General features: G+C 60.2%; 24 protein-coding genes and 1 tRNA gene. 12 read left to right on the top strand and 13 right to left on the bottom strand.

The features are described from left to right. The first annotated feature begins 56 nt into the window (after positions 1–56). Positions 57–1,313 (top strand): arsenic transporter, encoded by a 1,257-nt coding sequence (locus PH551_RS13655; RefSeq protein ID WP_285193404.1) that lies wholly within the window; start codon positions 57–59, stop codon positions 1,311–1,313. A 166-nt stretch (positions 1,314–1,479) separates the two neighbouring features. After that, positions 1,480–1,800, top strand: coding sequence for a DUF1476 domain-containing protein (locus tag PH551_RS13650; protein WP_285193403.1), 321 nt, complete (start codon positions 1,480–1,482; stop codon positions 1,798–1,800). Positions 1,801–1,939: 139 nt separating this feature from the next. On the opposite strand, the gene PH551_RS13645 is transcribed toward PH551_RS13650, so the two are convergent. The 6 genes from PH551_RS13645 to PH551_RS13620 form a co-directional block, all read right to left on the bottom strand. Further along, positions 1,940–2,437 carry a DoxX family protein gene (locus tag PH551_RS13645; protein WP_285193402.1) on the bottom strand — a complete coding sequence of 166 codons (498 nt, stop codon included), beginning with the start codon at positions 2,435–2,437 and terminating at the stop codon, positions 1,940–1,942. After that, entirely contained in the window at positions 2,434–3,210 is a 777-nt protein-coding gene (locus PH551_RS13640; RefSeq protein ID WP_285193401.1) for an HvfC/BufC N-terminal domain-containing protein, read from the bottom strand. The genes PH551_RS13645 and PH551_RS13640 overlap by 4 nt, the downstream gene beginning before the upstream one ends. 2 nt (positions 3,211–3,212) lie before the next feature. Further along, positions 3,213–4,100, bottom strand: coding sequence for an MNIO family bufferin maturase (bufB, locus tag PH551_RS13635; protein WP_097600284.1), 888 nt, complete (start codon positions 4,098–4,100; stop codon positions 3,213–3,215). A gap of 60 nt (positions 4,101–4,160) precedes the next feature. Beyond that, entirely contained in the window at positions 4,161–4,448 is a 288-nt protein-coding gene (locus PH551_RS13630) for a BufA1 family periplasmic bufferin-type metallophore (protein ID WP_085776890.1), read from the bottom strand. A gap of 243 nt (positions 4,449–4,691) precedes the next feature. Next, positions 4,692–6,044, bottom strand: a complete 1,353-nt coding sequence (locus PH551_RS13625; protein WP_285193400.1) for a pyridoxamine 5'-phosphate oxidase family protein — start codon at positions 6,042–6,044, stop codon at positions 4,692–4,694. Beyond that, the gene (locus PH551_RS13620) at positions 6,041–6,538 is read right to left on the bottom strand and encodes a pyridoxamine 5'-phosphate oxidase family protein (protein WP_285193399.1); all 498 of its coding nucleotides are present in this window, start codon (positions 6,536–6,538) and stop codon (positions 6,041–6,043) included. Before PH551_RS13620 ends, PH551_RS13625 begins: the two co-directional genes overlap by 4 nt. 271 nt (positions 6,539–6,809) lie before the next feature. On the opposite strand from PH551_RS13620, the gene PH551_RS13615 reads away from it, so the two are divergent. The 10 genes from PH551_RS13615 to PH551_RS13570 all read left to right on the top strand — a co-directional run bounded on the left by PH551_RS13615 (position 6,810) and on the right by PH551_RS13570 (position 14,749). Further along, entirely contained in the window at positions 6,810–7,271 is a 462-nt protein-coding gene (locus PH551_RS13615; RefSeq protein ID WP_285193398.1) for a cupin domain-containing protein, read from the top strand. A gap of 57 nt (positions 7,272–7,328) precedes the next feature. Beyond that, a complete protein-coding gene (locus PH551_RS13610; RefSeq protein ID WP_085776886.1) occupies positions 7,329–8,174 on the top strand; it encodes an arylamine N-acetyltransferase family protein in 846 nt (281 codons plus the stop codon). A gap of 38 nt (positions 8,175–8,212) precedes the next feature. After that, positions 8,213–8,833: a YceI family protein gene (locus tag PH551_RS13605; RefSeq protein ID WP_285193397.1), complete on the top strand. Its 621-nt coding sequence runs from the start codon at positions 8,213–8,215 to the stop codon at positions 8,831–8,833. Between the two features lie 188 nt (positions 8,834–9,021). Further along, a complete protein-coding gene (gene nhaA, locus PH551_RS13600) occupies positions 9,022–10,203 on the top strand; it encodes a Na+/H+ antiporter NhaA (protein WP_285193396.1) in 1,182 nt (393 codons plus the stop codon). A 377-nt stretch (positions 10,204–10,580) separates the two neighbouring features. Next, positions 10,581–11,312 (top strand): hypothetical protein, encoded by a 732-nt coding sequence (locus PH551_RS13595; RefSeq protein ID WP_285193395.1) that lies wholly within the window; start codon positions 10,581–10,583, stop codon positions 11,310–11,312. A gap of 340 nt (positions 11,313–11,652) precedes the next feature. Continuing rightward, positions 11,653–12,186, top strand: a complete 534-nt coding sequence (locus PH551_RS13590) for a hypothetical protein (protein WP_285193394.1) — start codon at positions 11,653–11,655, stop codon at positions 12,184–12,186. Between the two features lie 113 nt (positions 12,187–12,299). Beyond that, positions 12,300–12,983: a methyltransferase family protein gene (locus PH551_RS13585; protein ID WP_176536332.1), complete on the top strand. Its 684-nt coding sequence runs from the start codon at positions 12,300–12,302 to the stop codon at positions 12,981–12,983. Between the two features lie 58 nt (positions 12,984–13,041). Continuing rightward, positions 13,042–14,046 (top strand): acyltransferase family protein, encoded by a 1,005-nt coding sequence (locus tag PH551_RS13580; RefSeq protein WP_285193393.1) that lies wholly within the window; start codon positions 13,042–13,044, stop codon positions 14,044–14,046. Between the two features lie 5 nt (positions 14,047–14,051). After that, on the top strand, positions 14,052–14,204 hold the full coding sequence (locus tag PH551_RS13575; protein ID WP_176536331.1) for a hypothetical protein: 153 nt from the start codon (positions 14,052–14,054) through the stop codon (positions 14,202–14,204). Next, positions 14,201–14,749 carry a DUF1643 domain-containing protein gene (locus PH551_RS13570; protein ID WP_285193392.1) on the top strand — a complete coding sequence of 183 codons (549 nt, stop codon included), beginning with the start codon at positions 14,201–14,203 and terminating at the stop codon, positions 14,747–14,749. The genes PH551_RS13575 and PH551_RS13570 overlap by 4 nt, the downstream gene beginning before the upstream one ends. A 455-nt stretch (positions 14,750–15,204) precedes the next feature. Here the strand turns inward: PH551_RS13570 and PH551_RS13565 are convergent. From PH551_RS13565 to hisD, 7 genes are all read right to left on the bottom strand, one after another. Continuing rightward, positions 15,205–15,280: transfer RNA gene (locus tag PH551_RS13565), tRNA-Phe, on the bottom strand. 180 nt (positions 15,281–15,460) lie between these two features. Next, positions 15,461–15,673, bottom strand: a complete 213-nt coding sequence (gene yacG, locus PH551_RS13560; protein ID WP_085776878.1) for a DNA gyrase inhibitor YacG — start codon at positions 15,671–15,673, stop codon at positions 15,461–15,463. A gap of 134 nt (positions 15,674–15,807) precedes the next feature. After that, entirely contained in the window at positions 15,808–16,428 is a 621-nt protein-coding gene (locus PH551_RS13555; RefSeq protein ID WP_085776877.1) for a Maf-like protein, read from the bottom strand. Positions 16,429–16,464: 36 nt separating this feature from the next. After that, positions 16,465–16,683, bottom strand: coding sequence for a translation initiation factor IF-1 (gene infA / locus PH551_RS13550; protein ID WP_003545338.1), 219 nt, complete (start codon positions 16,681–16,683; stop codon positions 16,465–16,467). A 123-nt stretch (positions 16,684–16,806) separates the two neighbouring features. After that, positions 16,807–17,292: an arsenate-mycothiol transferase ArsC gene (locus PH551_RS13545; protein ID WP_097600272.1), complete on the bottom strand. Its 486-nt coding sequence runs from the start codon at positions 17,290–17,292 to the stop codon at positions 16,807–16,809. Then, on the bottom strand, positions 17,289–17,762 hold the full coding sequence (locus tag PH551_RS13540; protein WP_085776876.1) for a UPF0262 family protein: 474 nt from the start codon (positions 17,760–17,762) through the stop codon (positions 17,289–17,291). Before PH551_RS13540 ends, PH551_RS13545 begins: the two co-directional genes overlap by 4 nt. Positions 17,763–17,770: 8 nt before the next feature. Beyond that, positions 17,771–19,066, bottom strand: coding sequence for a histidinol dehydrogenase (gene hisD / locus PH551_RS13535; RefSeq protein ID WP_285193380.1), 1,296 nt, complete (start codon positions 19,064–19,066; stop codon positions 17,771–17,773). Positions 19,067–19,112: the final 46 nt, after the last annotated feature.

The raw sequence follows: 19,112 nt of genomic DNA, 5'->3' as shown, positions 1-19,112 counted from the left end.
CATTCGCACTAACCATAGCGGCTGATCTGCCGCGCACCAACCTAACGCGATTCCGAATGACTGAACATGCCATGACCTGGGGGATCGCCGGCCTCACTGCAATGGGCGTCGTCGTCCGTCCCTTTCGGTGGCCGGAAGCGATCTGGGCCGTTTTCGGCGCTCTGCTCCTGCTCGCCTTCCGCCTGCTCGGACCCCATGATGCCCTGGCGGGCGTCGCCAAGGGCGGCGATGTCTACCTCTTTCTGATCGGCATGATGCTGCTGTCGGAACTTGCCCGGCGCGAAGGCCTGTTCGACTGGATCGCCGCCATTGCGATTGCCTACGCCAAAGGGTCACCCCGGCGACTTTTCGTGCTGGTCTATCTCGTCGGCATGGTTGTCACCGTCTTTCTTTCCAACGATGCGACGGCCGTGGTGCTGACGCCCGCCGTCTATGCCGCCTGCCGCACGGCGCGGGTCAAGGACCCGATGCCTTATCTGTTGATCTGCGCCTTCATCGCCAATGCCGCGAGTTTCGTCCTGCCGATTTCCAATCCGGCAAATCTGGTGATCTTTGCCGGCGGCGACATGCCGCCGCTGTCCCGCTGGCTGTCGACATTCATGCTGCCTTCGATCATTTCGATCGTCGCCACGTTCCTCTGCCTCTACTGGACGCAGCGCCGCGCCCTTGCAGAAGACGCTCTTGCCGCCGACACGCAGCGGCCGCCCCTCTCCCGCAGCGCCCGCCTGGCGGGATGGGGAATCCTGTTGACGGCCATTGTTCTGATCGCGGCGTCGGCCATGCATGTGGATCTCGGCGTGCCGACCTTTGTCGCCGGCACGATCACCACCGTGATCGTTTTGATGCTGACGCGGCAAAGCCCGGCCGAGACGATGAAGGGCATCAGCTGGAGCGTTCTGCCGCTGGTCGCCGGCCTGTTTGTCATCGTCGAAGCGCTCGATCACACCGGCTTGACGAACATTCTCTCCGATCAGCTGGCTGCGCTTGCCTCGTTCTCGCAATCGCAGGCGATCGGAGTGGCGGGTCTGCTCGTCGGCGTAATCTGCAACCTCGTGAACAATCTTCCGGCCGGCCTGCTTGCCGGCAGCGTGGTGCAGGCCGCCGGTGTCTCCGACAAGATCGCCGGCGCCGTGCTGATCGGCGTCGATCTCGGCCCCAATCTGTCGGTGACAGGCTCGCTGGCGACGATCTTGTGGCTGTCTGCCCTGCGCCGCGAAGGCCTGCATATCGGCGCCTGGACCTTTCTAAAACTCGGAACCGTCGTCATGTTCCCGGCACTCGTTCTGTCTCTGGGCTCGCTCTTCCTGTTTTAAGTGCCTACAGGCGAGACGCATGCCGCCCTAACCTTTTGGATCTACACAATTATCTGCTAAAATGGCGCGAGCGGCCTTCATGCAGGCAGTTTCCGAAGCAAGAATTTACTTGCGCAGCGAATGCGACACATTCGAACGCCTGACGGCCATTCAGCGGGGAGGATCGATGATGGGCATCATCGACGAGCGTGAAGAAGCACTCGAGAAAGAGTACATCGTGAAGCTTGAGCGTTCGTTCCATATCCAGGCGAGGCGCGACCGGATGCTGGCACGCTGGGCGGCCGAGCTCATCGGACGAACCGACTTCGACGTCTATTTCGACGAAGTCGTTTCCGCCGGGTTGCTGGAGTCAGGCGATGAGAACGTCTTCAGAAAGATTCTCAGCGACCTGCAATATGCAGACGTCGCTATCAGCGCTCAGACTGTTCGCGAGAAAATGAAGCAGCTTCTGCTTGAAGCGGCAAGGTCCCTCGACGAAGCCGGCTGAAGCCTTTCCGGGCGATGTGCGCCAGCCTGCCGGCACTTCCGTGCCGGAAAAGACTCTCATGACCGTCTCTTCCCGTCCGGCGCAGGCCCTCATGCCAGCTGAGCGCCTCCTCGGGGAAATGAGGCGTCTGGTTGCCGCGTCATTTGCGGCGCGGCAAGACAAACGGATCAACCGCGATCTTGCCGCCACCGAACACGACTAATGCCAGCGCCATTGCCGCCCAGGGCAAATGAAAATTCGCCCAGCCATCCGGGATGGTGAGCTGGATAATCGCCGTCATCAGCAGCAGACCGAGAGCAGCAAAGCGTGTGGCCAGGCCGAGGATCAGCAGAATTGGCAGGACCAATTCTCCAATTCCGGCGGCCGTCGCCATCGTCAGAGGAAACGGGTAGGCAACTGCGCTGCCGAATATATGGAGCTTGAACTCCTCCTCGAAAAGATATCGTGCGCCCGATGAAAGCGTCAGGAAGCCGTCCCATTTCGTCAGCCCCGATTTGAAGAAAGGAATAGCCAGCGCAAAACGCAATGCCAGCAGCGGCAACGACTTGGGAACGGAAGCGAGCAGCGCTTCAGCGCGTGTGACGAAGGAGGCAGCGGCAGCACCAAAGCCGTGCGAAGGGGCCACTTCGGTTTTCATGTGGAGTTTCCTTTATACTGTTGAAGGGCGCTGAACGCGCCGAGACCGGCAAGACCGACCAGCGCCGTTCCGAAATCAAATCCGGGGGCAGCTGCAAATGCCGCCTCTGCCGCCTCGCCAAGAGTGGCGGCATTGAACAAGGCGGCTGCAAAGATGGCGTCCCGCGGTGGCAGGACATGAACATTGACCGACATTTCCGGTCGTGCGACGAGGACCGCTTGCCCACGCCAATCGGAAACCGGCGAAACCATCTCCTCTCGATGTGCGCTCCAGATCGAACCAACCGGAAAAATCGACTGGATCAGGTGCGCCGATGGGTGTGGGACTAGCCGCAAGTCCGAAAGCATCTCGGGCGTCACGGCTTTGAATGCCGCAAGATCGAGAGGCGCGCTGTCGGGGGCGTGGTAAGCGTCTGTCCAGGCCGCCTCGAGCCGGGCGATATCGGGCAGGTAAGCAAGCGCTCTTGCAGGTTCAAAAGCTGCGATGAAATCCGGGAAATCGTCGCCATATTGCATGATCAGCGGTGAGCACGGCTTGTGATCCTGGGCATAGGCGCGCGCCATGGCCAGAAAGAATTCCGAACCAACGAGCCTCTCCGTCACCGGAAAGCGTTGCGCTAATGCCTTTGTGAGCCCGACGAACACATTGTTGCGGTAGACGGCAAACCGCACCGTGTCGGGTTTGCCGCGTGCGTTGATGACGCCGTCGGGCACCGGCCGGTCGGCATGCAGCAAGGCATCGGCGAAGGCAGTTTGGCAGGTTGCGAAATCCATCGTTACGCCGCCCGGATCCGGCGCCCGCCGCGGCGAAACGTTTCGGCGGCGAGCATCGCATCCGCACGTTTCGCCTCTGAATACAGTGTGGCGAAATCCGGAACATTATTGTCCCATTCAATCAGCGTCGGGAGTGCGCCGGTGCGCGCGAGGGTATGTGCGTAGAGCGCCAATACATCGCTCTTCACTGCCGTCGCGTGCGCGTCGATCAGCAGCCGGTCGCCGGTGGAGTCGACGGTTTCGTCGTAGCCGGCAAGGTGAATCTCGCCGACGAGCTCGACCGGAAAACGATCTATATAGGTGGCGGCATCGAGCCGGTGGTTCACCGCCGAGACCATCACATTGTTGACGTCGAGCAGAAGGCCACAGCCCGTCCGCTGCGCGATCGCCCCCAGAAAATCCACTTCATCGATAGTACTGTCGGCGAACAGTATATAGGTGGAAGGGTTTTCCAGCAGCAATTGTCGCCCGAGCGCCTGTTGCGTTTCATCGACATGGTCGACGACGCGTGCCAGCGTTTCTTCCGTGTAGGGTAGCGGCAACAAATCGTTGAGAAATCCCGTTTCATGCGTCGACCAGGCCAGATGTTCGGAAAAGCTCTGCGGCCGATAGCGATCGATCAAGCTGCGAAGTCGATTCAGATGCGCCTTGTCGAGCCCACGCGGCGAGCCGATCGACAAACCGACACCGTGCAGCGACAGCGGATAGTGTTCCGTGATGGCCTGGAGATAGCGATGCGGCGGCCCACCTGCGCCCATGTAGTTCTCGGCATGGACCTCAAAAAAGCCGACATCCGGCAGATCGGCCAGAATAGTCTCATAATGCTCGGGCTTTAGGCCGAGGCCGCCCCGTGCAGGCAGCAGGACAGGTCGGGTTGTCGAAGCAGTCATCGCATTCTCCCGGTTTGGCGAGAAAAGATGGAGGCCCGAGCATCGGGCCTCCCTTTAGGGTCAGCCTTTGGTCGGCTCGAGCTTACCCATGTGCCCCTTGACATTCATGCTGGTGCAGGTGCCGGCTGGGACTGCCTTCCAGGCGTTCCCCTGATAATCCATCGTCGATGTACCTGCGCAGGTCGTGCCGGCACCGGCGGCACAATCATTGTGACCCTTGAGCGCGATGCCATAGCATTTCTCCTTGCCCACCATTTTCTCCGCCGGCAGCGGTGCGGCGAAGGCAGCGGATGAAATCGCAGTGGCAAGCGAGCCTGCGAGGGCAAGGGTCAGAGTGGAACGGTTCATGGATGGTCTCCTCTTGAAAGGTCCGCGTACCGATCATCGGCCGCGTAATCCCTCTTTCGAGCCGACGATCCCGCTTGTTACAGCCACGACGAACACGAATTGGTGATCGGCATTTTCAAGACGCCTGCTGCGGGCGATGACACAATGTTGGAGCCGGCACTGCAAACGGGCCCTCACGCATGTCTTTGGATGAGATGTCGAAGCTCGAACTCGTCCGTGCTGAAAATGGGGAAACGACTCAGCTTATGGGTATTCACCTGTGACGGCTTCAAGGACCAGCGGTCCTTCCGCCTCCAGCCTGACACGGCCCCTGCCGATGCGGGCGAGGCGGATGGGCGCCTGCTTTTCTTCGAGCCGACGGCGCAACAGCAAGAGCCGGGTCTCGAGATTGTCCTTGATCTCCGGCATGCGTGCGCCGGCCGTCAACCGCATTTCCCGGTTGGTGAACTCGCTTCTGCCGTCGCTCAGATGCCAATCGAGCATGAGGCGCAGCAGAGTGCCGGCAACGCCCTTCACGATGTAAGTGCCATCGATAAAGACGCTGTCATCGAAGCGGTGATGGACGACGCGGATTTCTCGGCCGGCCGCGGCAGGCTCAGGCGTGCTGATCGCAGGTCTCTGTTCGGCGGCAGCCGCTGCCCGCTCACTGGCTCTCAGAGCGCCGGCCGCCTGTCCCGCCAGTATCTCGAGAGCAGCCTCGTCCTCTTCGCGAAAAGCGAGCCGCTCCGGACTCTCGATGAAGAGCACGCCCGTCACCGTGCCGCCGGCGATCATGGGAACTGCAATCTGGCTCATCGCCGCCGGCAAATGCGGGAAAGCGATCGTGCGCGTCGCGTTTTCAGCCCCTTCAGCCTCCAGGCCGATCGCTTCGCCAAACCGGCGCACACGGCTCATGTCACTGACCTTGATCGTCTGTCCACCCGCTGCCGCAGCCCCGATCAATCCATCGCCGCCTGCGATTTCCGATCCGAGGCCTGAGCGCTCGTAGCCGATGCTGCCTGTCGTGATCAGGCAGCCGCGATGGTTGTCGTGGATGAGCACGAGCGCGTTGCCGTATCCCAGCACGTGCTTGACGCCGGTGAGCAGGTTGTCGATGATCTCATCGGCCTCCGACTGTCGCTCGATCGCCTTGATCGCCTTGGAAAGATCAGGGAGGCTGACAGGCGCCCGGCTGCTCGGCGGCGAAGCTGTTTCCACCGGCGAGGGAACCTTCTCAATTCCGTACACCCGGAAAATATCGGCGCTCTTCAGCCGCATGACATCCGACATGCCGATCTGCGCGCTGCTCGCCTTGAGCTGGCGGGCGATCTTGTCGAACAGCGGGCCGGCATCGACCGAACGAACGAAACCAATGTCGAGCAGGAACTGATCGCCGGTGAACCCGTCCACCAGGATCAGCGTGACCTTTGGATTGGCGCGTATATTCGCCGCCGTCTTGGCGAAGAACTGGTTGGAGAGTGCGACATGCTCCTCATCGACCCGCACCACATGGGAAAGATAGGATATGTTCGGCATGCCGTCGGCCGATGCCGTGGCGATGATGGAGGGAATGACACCCTCGAAGCAGGCGGAAAGATCGGAAAGCCGCAGATTCATTGGGACCGCGCGCCAACATGGGTGCCCGCCAGCATGCCGGCGAGCGGGCCGGGCGTCTGGACATATATTTCACTGATCACCAGCCGGGCGACCCGCGCCTCACGCGCCGTCAGCCATGGCGAGATGAGATGCCGGGGGACGCCGAGCGATTCGAGCTCGTTTGTCGCTGCGGTGATGAAGTGATCGGCGCGATCGAGGTCGGAACTCTGGATCTCTCGCATGCCGGCGCTCCCCTTCAGCTGGAAACTTACATAATCCGAAGGGGTTACGAAGGTGGCGGCGATCCGCCCGGTCTGCCGGATACCGATTTCGAGCCGCGGCCACTGCCAGGCTGAAAAGATGACGTCGATCGTTTCTCGGTCTTCCAGAAGATGGAAGCCGACGCCGCGTCCCGCCGAAGGACGGCCGGTCTCGTCAGCCACCGCGATGATGCACATCAGCGGCCTGTTGAAAAAATCGAGGAGCCTGTCGTCAAGCCTCACTGCCGCCCCCATTGCTTGCCCAATCCTCCTTAGCAAACTTTTAGGATTCCCGGTACGGCTTGCACATTCATTTAGGAACGCCGGTTTTTTCGCTGCGCTATAGAAGCGACGTACCGGCTCAACGGCCTCGACTACCATCACACCTCCGTGTCCGGCGGCCCCGTGCCGCCGGGCGAATGACAATCGCGCCCGCCCCGCATACCGGAGCGGGCACGGATTTCTGCGTTTCGCCCCAGGGCGAAACCGCCGGCGGTCGATGCGGCACGAATTTGGAGAAAGAGAAATGGAGAAGTTTGATCGTGCGGCGGTTTCGCCGCCGGGGCATGGGATGCCGGCAATGGCGTTCGGCAAGCATGTCATCCGTATTATGGCGGGCAATACCGGCGGTTCGCTCGGCCTGTTCGAAGCCTGCGTGCTGCCTGGCGAAGGTCCGCCACTGCACGTGCATGAACGCGAGGACGAGTTGTTCCGCGTTCTTTCCGGCCGCTTCGGCTTCTGGTGCGCCGGCGATTATGTCGAACTCACGGAAGGCGGCTCTATCGCCTTGCCGCGCGGTGTGCCGCACCGGTTCCGCAATGTGGGGCAGACGGAGGGCCGCCTCATGGTCGTCGTCACGCCTGGCGGGTTCGAAAGCTTCTTTCCGATTGTCGAACTCTGCAAGCCGGAAACGCCCGAGCAGATCGCCTCGATCGCCAGGGGCTTCGGCCTGACCTTCCCACCCGAGGACGATCGCAAGGTCGCCTGAACCAACGCAAACACGTCTCGATAATGAGCAACGGTCCACTTGAAAGGAGACCGAACGATGACACATGCAACTTCCAACGAAAACGCAGTGACCCTGACAACCGCGCAACTCGATGCCTATTTGGCTCGGATCGGGGTCGAGCGGCCTTCGCGCCTCGACATAGACAGCTTGTCGCAGTTGCATCGCGCCCATCTCATGAGTTTTACATGGGAGGCACTGGACGCCTTCATGGGATGGCCCTCCTCGATCACCCCGGCTGCGGCATTCGCCAAGATGGTCGAAAGGCGGCGGGGCGGCTGGTGTTATGAGATGAACGGCCTCTTCGGCGCCGCGCTTGCTGCACTGGGCTTCCGTGTGACGCGCCTTTGCGGCGCGGTCGACCGGGAAAAGCTTGGCGACATCGCCATCGGCAATCATCTGACGCTGCGTGTCGATCTCGACCGTCCCTATCTCGCCGAGGTCGGCATAGCGGACGCCATCATCGAGCCGGTGCCGCTTGTGGCCGGGCCGATCAGCCAACGCGGCTTCGATTTCTCCATCATGCCGGCCGACGGGAGCTGGCTGCGTTTCAATAATCATGTTCTCGGCATCGCGAAAAGCTTCGATTTCCGGCTCGACCACAGCGACGAAGCCGCGATGGCCGCAACACATGGCTGGCTGATGCAAGATCCCGGTTCTCCTTTCACCAATGCGCTCGCGGTGTTGCGGCATACGGCGGACGGCTACGTCGCCCTCCAGAACGACCGTCTGCGCCGCGTGACGGCGAACAGCCTCAGCGAGGAGCCCATTACGAGCGCCGCCCATCTCGGCGACACGTTCGAGACAGTCTTCGATCTCGACATTCCCCGGTCCGACCGCGTCTGGGAGCGCCTCCAGACGATCCGCCGCGACAAGGCTGCGTGAACCGACAACCTCATCATTTCCCATCCGAGGAACCATCAATGCTTCGCACAACTGCACTCGCCCTTGCTCTTACCTTGAGCACGACCTTCGCTGCCCTTGCTACCGCAACCGATCCTGCGCCGGGTGGGGCCTACAAGACCGATCCCTCGCATTCGAGCTTCAATTGGTCATTCGACCATTCCGGCCTGTCCCACTACACCGCGCGCTTTACCGGGGTCGATGCGCGGCTCGACTGGAAGCCCGAAAAACCTGAAGCCTCCACGCTTTTGGTGACCATCGATCCGCTTTCGGTCCGCACTGATTATCCATGGCCCAACAAGGTCAACTTCGATGCGGAGATCGGCGGAGACGAGAGGTTCCTTGCAGCCAAGCCGATCACCTTCGTTTCCAGGGCGATCCATGTGACGGGCGAGAAGACCGGCACCGTCGAAGGCCTCCTGACCTTGCGCGGCGAGACGCACCCGGCAAAACTCGACGTCACCTTCAACGGCTCAATGGCGAAGCACCCAATGATGGGCGTCCCGAAGATCGGTTTCTCGGCGACCGGCAGCATCCGCCGCAGCGATTGGGGACTGGATTTTGCAATCCCCGAACTCGGCGACATCGTCACCTTCGCGATAGAAACGCAGATGGTGCCGGCTGATTACTCATTCCAGTGAGAAGCAAGGCGAGCGGCAGGTCCAACCGGACCTGCGCCGCCTGCGGTGGATCGGGGCCGATTTCGCTGGAAATGGCGACGCGACCCCTTTATCTTACAGGCGATGGCGTGTGCTGCGTGCGCCGCGGGCTTTCCCGAAATCGACGGAGACTGAAGATCAACCTTCCAAAACACAGGGAGCGCTGACCGGTGTCGCAGCCTATCTCTCCAGGTCTCATCCGATCCACCCTTCGCCAGTTCCTCGATAGCGAAGCTTCGGGCGGTCTCGTGTTGATGGCGGTCGCGTTGGCGGCAATCGTGACGGCGAACTCACCGCTTGCAGAGGGTTACTTCCACGCACTTCACATCTATCTGGGGCCGCTCAGCCTGCTGCACTGGATCAATGACGCGCTGATGGCGCTGTTCTTTCTCCTCGTCGGGCTCGAGATCAAGCGCGAAATGCTGGACGGCCAACTCTCCAGCTGGAGCCGCCGCATTCTGCCGGGTGCGGCGGCACTGGGAGGCATGCTGTTCCCCGCCCTCTTCTATATCTTGTTCAACCGGGAAAACCCGGCCGCCCTGCGTGGCTGGGCGATACCGACCGCGACGGACATCGCGTTCGCGCTCGGCGTCATCTCGCTGTTCGGCCCGCGCGTGCCTGCCTCGTTGAAGATCTTCCTGGCGGCACTGGCGATCATCGACGACCTGGGGGCGGTCGTGGTGATTGCACTGTTCTACACCAACGATCTCAATCTTCTGGCGCTTGCCGGGGCCGCGGCGGTGCTCGCGGCGCTTTACGGCATGAACCGTGCACGTATTCTGAAGCTCTGGCCGTATCTGCTGCTCGGCGCCGTGCTCTGGGTGCTCGTCTTCGCATCCGGCATCCACGCAACACTGGCCGGCGTTCTTCTCGCTCTTGCGATTCCGCTGAAGGTGACGCCGGGAACACCCGAAGCAAGCCACGACCAGTCGCCGTTGCACCATCTCGAGCACGTCCTCCACAAACCCGTTGCCTTCATCGTCGTTCCGATCTTCGGCTTCGCCAATGCCGGTGTCTCCTTCTCCGGCGTCTCGGTAGCCACGCTGACGGAGCCATTGACGCTCGGCGTAGCGGCAGGCCTGTTGCTTGGAAAACTGGTCGGCGTTCTCGGCACCGTCTTCCTGCTCGTCAAACTCGGCCTCACCGACCTCCCGGCAAAGGCGAGCTGGGGGCAGATGACCGGTGTGGCCGCCCTCTGCGGCATAGGCTTCACCATGAGCCTTTTCATCGGGCTGCTTGCATTCAACGATCCCGAGGTCCAGGACCACGTGAAAATGGGCATCCTGCTGGGATCTCTGCTATCCGGTCTGGTCGGCGCGGCGATGCTCGCAACCTTCCATCGACGATCCTGAGAGGGGCTTGCAGGTCTTCGTGAAGAACCCCGCCGATAGCGCCTTTGTTTCGGCCGGAGGAGACGTCCTGTCAAAGCTTTGGATCAACCATCTACCACAAAAACCTGCTCGAATTATACGCAAATTTTGGATAAAGTCGGCCAGTCGCTGGCCCAGCAGTGACTTTTGTCTATTCGCTATTTTATTATCCCGAGCCAGCATCGATTACACTTCGGTTTTAAATGTCGGTACCTTTAGGTTCAACCTCACTGCAGAATAGATGCCGCAGCTATAGTGTTGAAGATCTCATTGCGGATGCCTCCTTTGCTGCGGCTCTGCGCGAATCCGCATCCGAGTTACTGGCAATTCATCGCAGAGCTCCCAGAATAGTGCGTTATGTGGCCGATCTGCAGAAGTGGCTGCTCAGCCAGGCGGCATTAGCGTTGCATTTTGAGCGGAAACTCAACCCGTCCTGCCCCCCTTTGACCGCTTCCAACCTCGCAAAGTTTCTCGTTGAGAACCACATCGCCAGCCACAACACCGTCGTCTCACATATGAAGGAGATGGCGTATTACAAATTATTCGAGCCGGTGGAGACGACGGATCGGCGCGCCAAACCGTTACAAGCGAGCGCCTATGCTGAAGCCTTGATCCGGCAATGGTTCGAGGGGCACCTTCGTTCGCTCGACGGCATGGATGCGGGAGATCGCTGTCGGTGGTCGGAAGCGGATGAGACAATTCTGTATCGCGCTCAGCCGCGTATTGCACGTCGACTGTTTAACCATCCGGATTGGTACAGCCCGCCCGAAAGCATTGCGCTGTTCGTGAGGTCCGAATCCGGAAGCAACATACTGCACGACCTCATGTCGCGTGTGCCACTGGCACCGGTCGTAGGTGAACGAACCTGGGTGGGCGATGTCTCCGCTCAATTGACCGCAGCCGAATATGTCATTTCCCGCAGTCATGCCAGCAGATTGCTGGCGGCCGCGCGAACTCAAGGATTGCTGGGATGGCAGGCTACCCAAATGAGCGGAGATTGCTGGATTTCCGCGCGATTCGTCCTCGACTACAGAAGCTGGCAGGCCACGAAATTCTCGGTTATCTCCGAGGTTTTGGCGAGTATCGAGTAGATGCGTGCCTGTGATCGCGCCGGCGAATGTATTTCAAGAACGGCACAGATAGTCTCGGCCGCCCTGCCCGGACCTACACGCTTTATGTGAAATGCTAGGGTTCCCGGGTGGCTGAGGTTAAGCCGCGATCAGGTTCCGAACGCCGCGGACGGCGACAGCCGCAGCGGCGTGTCGTCGATGTCCATGAAATCGCCTCGTTAAGGTGGATAAGTTTTGTAGAAGATTGCAAATCTCCGCAGCCGGAGTCATTCATGCGGGCGCCGATCGAGCGGTAAGCCCTGCTCAAGCAGCTGCGAATATTCTGCCCAGAACCACGATGCCTGCCGAAGGAGAAAAGCGAATGCGTGTCTTGGTTCTGACTGTTGTTCGTCTCGGACCTGCTTTGGTCTATGCCATCGGCGCAATATTTGCCGCCAGCATGCTACTGCTGGCGATGTATCCATCACGCCCGTTTGCTTGGGCGCTTTACCTGACTTTGCTGCCGGTGTTGCGCCTACCCCTTATGTTACTTAGCGTGGCGGGGATGGGAGCGTGGGAGCTTCTCGCGGCGTTTGCATCGATGGCGATTTTCGGCGTCTATCTTTCTTTTCATCCGAAACGGTTTCTTAGGGCACGCTTCGTTCATGCTCATATTGCGCTGATCGGTTTGGTGCTTGCCAATGCGGCTGCAAGCACAACTGAAGCAGGTCGCAGCGGGACGTCACTCCCCGGTTATGTCGACTGGTCACTGCCGTTGCCTACCGCGCTCCTCGGAACCGCGTTGATCATCCTGGCCGCCCTCGCGTGCCTTTCCACTCACGCCGAAATCATCCGAGGCATCCGGATCCGGGCCTGCATTGATAGGCTGCTGGAGCATCGCGTGTCCTTGCATTGACGGACGCCGGTGTAAGTCACATCCCCAATAGTTGGTATTTACCGATTTAATCAGTTGCGATTGCCATTTCTCGCAACCGTGCGAAGATGCGTTCAAACAACGCGGGGGTACCAATGAGCAATCGACACTTGATTATTGCAGACATTATCGGCCGTATTGGAATCTGCTCCTATTCAATACTAGGTGTGTGGACGAAGATCACACGGATGATGACGACCGGCGACTATCCGTCCAGGGGTGTCGTATTCCTAATAGCTGAGATCGCTGCGATCTTATTTATCGGCATGATGTGTGTCGTGACCCTAACGAGAATGCCCCAAGTGCGGTCTGCGCGCGGCGTTGAACCATACCTGACGGCGATGGCAGGCACCTTCCTCTTCCTGCTGATCGCCTTCCTGCCGCCGCCAATGGTATTGCCAGATACTGTGCGTCTTGCCGCAACGGTTTTGATGATCACTGGCTGCCTTTCATCGGCATATATGCTTGCGATCCTCGGCCGCAGTTTCAGCATAGCACCGGGTGCAAGAGCTCTGGTCACAACGGGGCCATATTCCATCGTCCGCCACCCGCTCTATCTGACCGAGGAGATATTCGTTATCGGGATGATCCTGTTCAGCTTTTCTCCGTGGACGGTATTTCTCGGAATCGTGCATTGGTGCCTGCAACTTCGCCGGATGATTAACGAAGAGACGGTTCTCCGGGCGGCATTTCCAGACTACCGATCATATGCCGAGCGCGTCCCCCGGGTGGTTCCGTTTCTGCCCATGCGCGGCAAACGCGCCACGACCACTGCGTGACGGCCTGTGAATGCTCTTTTCTCGCTAGGCTTGGTGATTGAGGGGTTGACGGACAATCATGATCTGGTCGCTACAGGTACTGCGTTTCATCGCCGCATTGATGGTCGTCTACCTGCATGCGGCGCTGACGGCCTACCAAGCCACCGGATCAAGCGGGATTTTCCCGCCGATGATCCAGGTTGCGGGCGCCGCCGGCGTCGATATTTTCTTCGTCATTTCCGGGGTCATCATCACCCGGACAGCCCGCGGCCTGACATGGCAGCAATTCGCGTGGAAACGAATTCGTCGCATCCTCCCGATGTACTATCTCGCATCTATCCCAGCAGCATTCATCGCCGCAAAATCCGGCTTCGGCTGGCGGGAGACAATCGCGACGCTAACCCTGTGGCCGGCGTTCGATCAGATGGCAGCGCCCGTCCTGCCTGCCGCATGGACGCTCTGTTTCGAAATGCTCTTCTATGGGGCGGCGACGCTTGTCCTCCTCGACCGGCGTTACTTGCCGGCGATCCTCGGGATCTTCGCGGTGTCGCTGACGTTCCGATCGACAGCGCCGGTTTTCCAATTCCTCGGCAACCCCATCATCCTCGAATTCATGATAGGTGTCGCCTTGGTGTACGCGCCGGCAGTCAAAGGCGCTGGATGGGGCATACCGGTTGGCGCAATCGCAATTCTCGCCGCCGGCTCGCTCGGCATGGCACCCCACGGCGATACGCTGGACTTCCTGATCGGCCAGGATGCTTTGCAGCGCGTGGCAGTTTATGGCATTCCTGCCGGATTGATCGTTTTCGGCACGATGCAGATCAATGCCGGAAAGAGCGTCTGGGCATACCTCGGAGAGGCCTCCTACGCGCTCTATCTCTTTCACACAGTCCCGATTTCGGCACTGCTGACGCTGTGGATATTCTATCCTTTGCCGCCCGATATCATCATCGCGATCGGTGTCGCGGTCTCCCTGCTGTTCTGCTGGCGCATTCACGAGAAGGTCGAAAAGCCGCTCCTGAGACTATTCAACCGATTGCCCCGCGGCGTAGTTACGGGCCGATCGCTGTCAGATAGGTATTAAGCGCGTTGTACAAGTCGGTGCTTCAGTATCGCTCAGCTGCGGATACCGCCGAGGGCGACCTCGATGCGCTCTTCACCCGCATCGGACGCGGCGATCCGGTCCAGCTGAACATGCAGAGCGGCACCGTCTTCGTCATCACCGGGAAGCAGCGCCGATGAGCCTCGATCTCTTCAAAACCGAGATGCGGATGAGCGCTGCCATCTCCGACTGCACCTTCTACCGTGACGAGCTGCGCCGCGTTTGGGATGGGGGCAAGCCCATCCTCGTCGTTTGTATGCTCAACCCCTCCGACGCCGATCACCGACGCAATGATCCGACGGTGCTCGTGCTCATCTGGTTTGCCAAGCTCTGGGGCTATGGCGGCATCCTGATCGTCAATCTTCACGCCTGGCGCTCGCCATCCCCGAAGGAAATGATGAAGGCTAAGGACTCGATCGGTCCGCGCTGCGACAACTTCATCGATCGCGCCCTTATCATTGCCCGTCACCAGAACACGCCTGTGCTGGCAGCATGGGGCAATGGTGGCGATTACCTCAGCCGTGACACGTGGTTCAAGCACCGCGCCCGCCAGCAGCTCGTCGACATCGTCTGCCTTGGCCTGACAAAAGGCGGCTTCCCCAAACACCCGATGGCGCGCGGCCAACACCGCATTCCGCGCGACCAGCAGCCGGTCATATTCCAGAGAGCGATGGAGGTCGCGTGATGAGCCGCGGACATCCGATAACCTCGACAAACGGTCGCGGGCCGACGTTTGTCGTTTGTGGAAACATGTTCGTGGAGCGATTGCCGGAAGCCCCGCTCGCATTTCACAATTGAGGGGCTGGTCAGGGCCAGTAAGCAGCGTCCTGATCGGCGCATCGCTCGGGGCGCAATTCATTCCCAAATTCACGCCGATAGATTGGAGCGGTCTTGTCGCAGTAGGTCTTGGCGTCCAGCCCCAAGGGTCTGCGGCCCGTGCGGCAATGCAATCTCCAGAGCCGAAAGCCACCAATCAGAGGCGGCTTGCGAAAGGTGCGATCTAGCTGGTTTCGAAGGGCGATGACGAGAGCTAAATTCGGCATGCCGCGTGAACAAATGTGTCCGGAGATTTTCGTTCATGCATAATATCAGGACACTCAGGCTGGAAAAATCAAACAATATCAATGCTGATCATCGTGATGGTGCCCAGGGGCGGAATCGAACCACCGACACGCGGATTTTCAATCCGCTGCTCTACCAACTGAGCTACCTGGGCCAACCCGCTTCGCTACGGTGTTCTTGATGAAAAGAACCGCGGGGCCTTGGTTCGCCCCGGAAGCGAGCGGGGTTATAGCATCTTGTTCGGCCATGGCAAGCGTCAAATGACTCTTTTTTGACGGTCTTGCCGGTTTTGCGGATTCATGTGGAAAAATAAGAGCTTCGGAGAGGAAATCTCCTAGTTTTCCTCGTCGGGATAATCGGCCTTCGTTTCGTCGTCGGCCACCGGAATGGCATAAGAGCCGGTCAGCCAGCGGGAGAGATCGAGCTCGCGGCAGCGGTTGGAGCAGAAGGGGTAATGTTCGCGGTTCGATGGTTTGCCGCATTCCGGGCAAGGGCGCGTCTTGCGCAGCGGTTCGACCTTGGCGGCGGCTTTCTTGTCTTCGGGCATGATCGGTCCGTCCTGTAGCATGGCGCGCAAAAAGTGTCAGCGGATTTGCGACTGCGACATGAATAAAAACAAAGCCTTAAAGGGCGACACGGAGATCTGAGAGATCGTGACGCGCTTTAAGCATCGGCCGTCGGTCAGCCCTCCGGCCACCGGCTATGCACATCGAAGCCCTCGCCGGTCAGAAGCAGAATGGTTTCATAAAGCGGCAGGCCGACGACATTGGTGTAGGAGCCCACCATCTTCTGCACGAAAGTGCCGGCGAGACCCTGGATGCCATAAGCGCCCGCCTTGCCGCGCCACTGGCCGGAGGCAAGATAGTTCTCGATCTCGAAGCCGGACAGCCGCTTGAAGCGCACCTTGGTCTCGACGATCTTCTGGCGGATCTTGCGTTCGGGCGTCACCAGGCAAACGCCGGTATAGACGAGATGGTTGCGTCCCGAGAGGAGGTGCAGCGAGCTCAGCGCCTCGTCGGCGAATTCAGCCTTGCCGAGAATGCGCCGACCCACGGCGACCACCGTATCGGCGGAGAGGATATAGCTGCCCTTCCAGGTGATATCACCCTTGATGGCGGCAAGTGCGGCCTCGGCCTTCTCGGCCGACAGCCTTCGGGCGAGCGAACGCGGGTGCTCCGACTTCTTCGGCGTCTCGTCGATATCCATCGGCATCAGGCGCGAAGGCTCGATGCCGGCCTGGTTGAGCAGGTCGACGCGACGGGGCGAGCCCGAGGCCAGAATGAGCTTGTATTTCAGCGCCATGAAACCTCGACCATCGGCGGACGGGAGCGGGCAGACTTACTTGAAACGGTAGGTGATGCGGCCCTTGGTCAAATCGTAGGGCGTCATTTCCACAAGCACCTTGTCGCCCGCCAGAACGCGGATGCGGTTCTTGCGCATGCGGCCAGCCGTATGGGCGATGATCTCGTGTTCGTTTTCAAGCTTCACGCGAAACGTCGCATTCGGCAGAAGTTCGGTGACGATTCCCGGGAATTCGAGGACTTCTTCTTTCGGCATATAGTGGTTTTCTTCCTGTGTGTTGCAGAGGCAGCGCAGAGCGCGCCTTTAAAATTTCGGCGGAAACTACACAATCAACGCAGGTTTGTGAACCTTGTTGATCAGGCTTTCCTTTATTTGTTTTCATGCCGATTGCGCGGCAATGCCATTTCGTCTGAGCAGCCGGCTTTCGATGAGACCGGCCAGGTGGTCGCGGACCTCGCGATAGCTGTCCAATATCTGTTCGCGCGTCCCGCTGACGACCGTCGGATCCATGGTCGGCCAATAGACGACGTCGACCGCGTTCGACCGCGTCAGTTCCAGCGCCGCATGATGGGCCTGCGGCGAAAGCGTGATGATCAGATCGAAATAATCGTCCTCGAGTTCATCAAGCGTCTGCGGCTGGCGGCGCCCAAGGGAAAGCCCGATTTCCTCAAGCACGACATCGACGAAGGGATCGCGCTCGCCGGCGCGAACGCCGGCCGACCTTATATAGGTATTGGACGGCAGAATGCTACGGGCGATCGCTTCGGCCATCGGCGAGCGGATGGCGTTCAGCCCGCACATGAAGAGGATCGCGCCCGGCCTCTTCGCGTCTTCGACATCGCCGGCAAGCTCCATCGCCGTCATCCACGCCAGTAGAGCACGCAGACCAGCGTGAAAAGCCGCCGTGCGGTGTCGAAATCGACCTCTATCTTGCCGGCCAGCCTGTCTTTCAGCGTCTGCGAGCCTTCATTGTGGATGCCCCGCCGGCCCATGTCGATCGCCTCGATACGGCTTGGCGTCGCCGATCGGATCGCTTCGTAATAGCTTTCGCAGATCATGAAGTAATCCTTGACGATCCGCCGGAAGGGGGTAAGCGACAGGATGTGGGTGGCGACATCGCCGCCTTCTTCCGTCTTGATGGCGAAGACCAGCTTCGAATCGACCAGCGAGATGTTCAGCCGATAAGGGCCGCCGGAATGGCCGAGTGGCTCGAAGCTGTTCTCCTCGATCAGATCGAAGATGGCGACGGCGCGCTCATGCTCGACATCGGGCGTCGAACGGCCGATCGTATCGTCCAGGACGACGTCGCAAAGCCGGAATTCGCCCGCCGCCATCCCCTCACCTAATCGAGGTTGAGGCGGATCGCGACCGACCGCGCATGGGCATCGAGGCCTTCGGAGACCGCAAGCGCGATCGCCGCCGGGCCCAGGGTGCGCAACTCACCCGGCCCAAGGCGCAGGATCGAGGTGCGCTTGACGAAATCGAGCACTGATAGACCGGAGGAAAAGCGGGCCGAACGCGCCGTCGGCAGCACATGGTTCGAACCGCCGACATAATCGCCGATGACCTCGGGCGTATGAGCACCGACGAAGATCGCGCCGGCATTGCGGATGCCGTCGAGCAGCCGGTCGGGATCGGCGACGGCGAGTTCGAGATGTTCGGCTGCGATGCGATTGGCAAGCGGAATGGCCTGCTTCAGATCGGCAACGAGGATGACCGCGCCAAAATCGCGCCAGCTTGCCGCTGCCGTCTCGGCGCGGTTCAACGTCTTCAGCTGGCGTCCGACCGCTTGCTCCACCGCCTTGCCGAATAGGGCATCGTCGGTGATGAGGATCGCCTGGGCGCTGGCATCGTGCTCGGCCTGCGCCAAAAGGTCGGCAGCGACCCAATCGGGATTGTTGTCCTTGTCGGCAATCACCAGCACCTCGGAGGGGCCGGCGATCATATCGATGCCGACGGTGCCGAAGACGTGGCGCTTGGCGGCGGCGACATAGGCATTGCCGGGACCGGTGATCTTGGCGACCGGTGCGATCGTCTCGGTGCCATAAGCGAGAGCGGCGATCGCCTGAGCGCCGCCGACACGGTAGATCTCGGTGACGCCGGCAAGCCTGGCGGCGGCGAGCACCGCCGGATTGACGGCACCGCCGGTGGCGGGAACGGCGATGACGATGCGGTCGACCCCGGCGACCTTGGCCGGCACCGCATTCATCAATACCGAGCTCGGATAGCTTGCGGTGCCGCCCGGAACATAGAGCCCGACCGCCTCGATCGCCGTCCAGCGCGAGCCGAGACCGACGCCCATGTCGTCCTCGTAGATATCATCCTTCGGCAGCTGACGGCGATGGTGGCTCTCGATGCGCAAGGCCGCGAGCTTCAGCGCGCCCAGCACTTCGGCAGGCACCGCCTCGATTGCGGCGTCAATCTCCTCAGGCGTGACGCGCATCGGCACTTTGGCAAAATCGATGCCGTCGAATTTCAGCGAATATTCGGCCAGCGCCACATCGCCGCGCGCCCTGACATCATCGATGATGGCACGGGCGACTGAATTCACATCCTCGGACACTTCGCGCTTCGTCGTCAGAAAAGCGGCAAAATGCTGCTCGAAACCTTCCGATGCCTGATCCAGCCAGATTGCCAAGAGCTATATTCCTTCTCAACTCGAACCGCGATGTTCAAACTTCAGG

The sequence above is a fragment of the Rhizobium atlanticum genome (assembly GCF_030182485.1).
Classification (GTDB): domain Bacteria; phylum Pseudomonadota; class Alphaproteobacteria; order Rhizobiales; family Rhizobiaceae; genus Rhizobium.
Note: the sequence above shows the minus strand (reverse complement) of the source record. Positions and strands in the feature narration are given on the sequence as shown.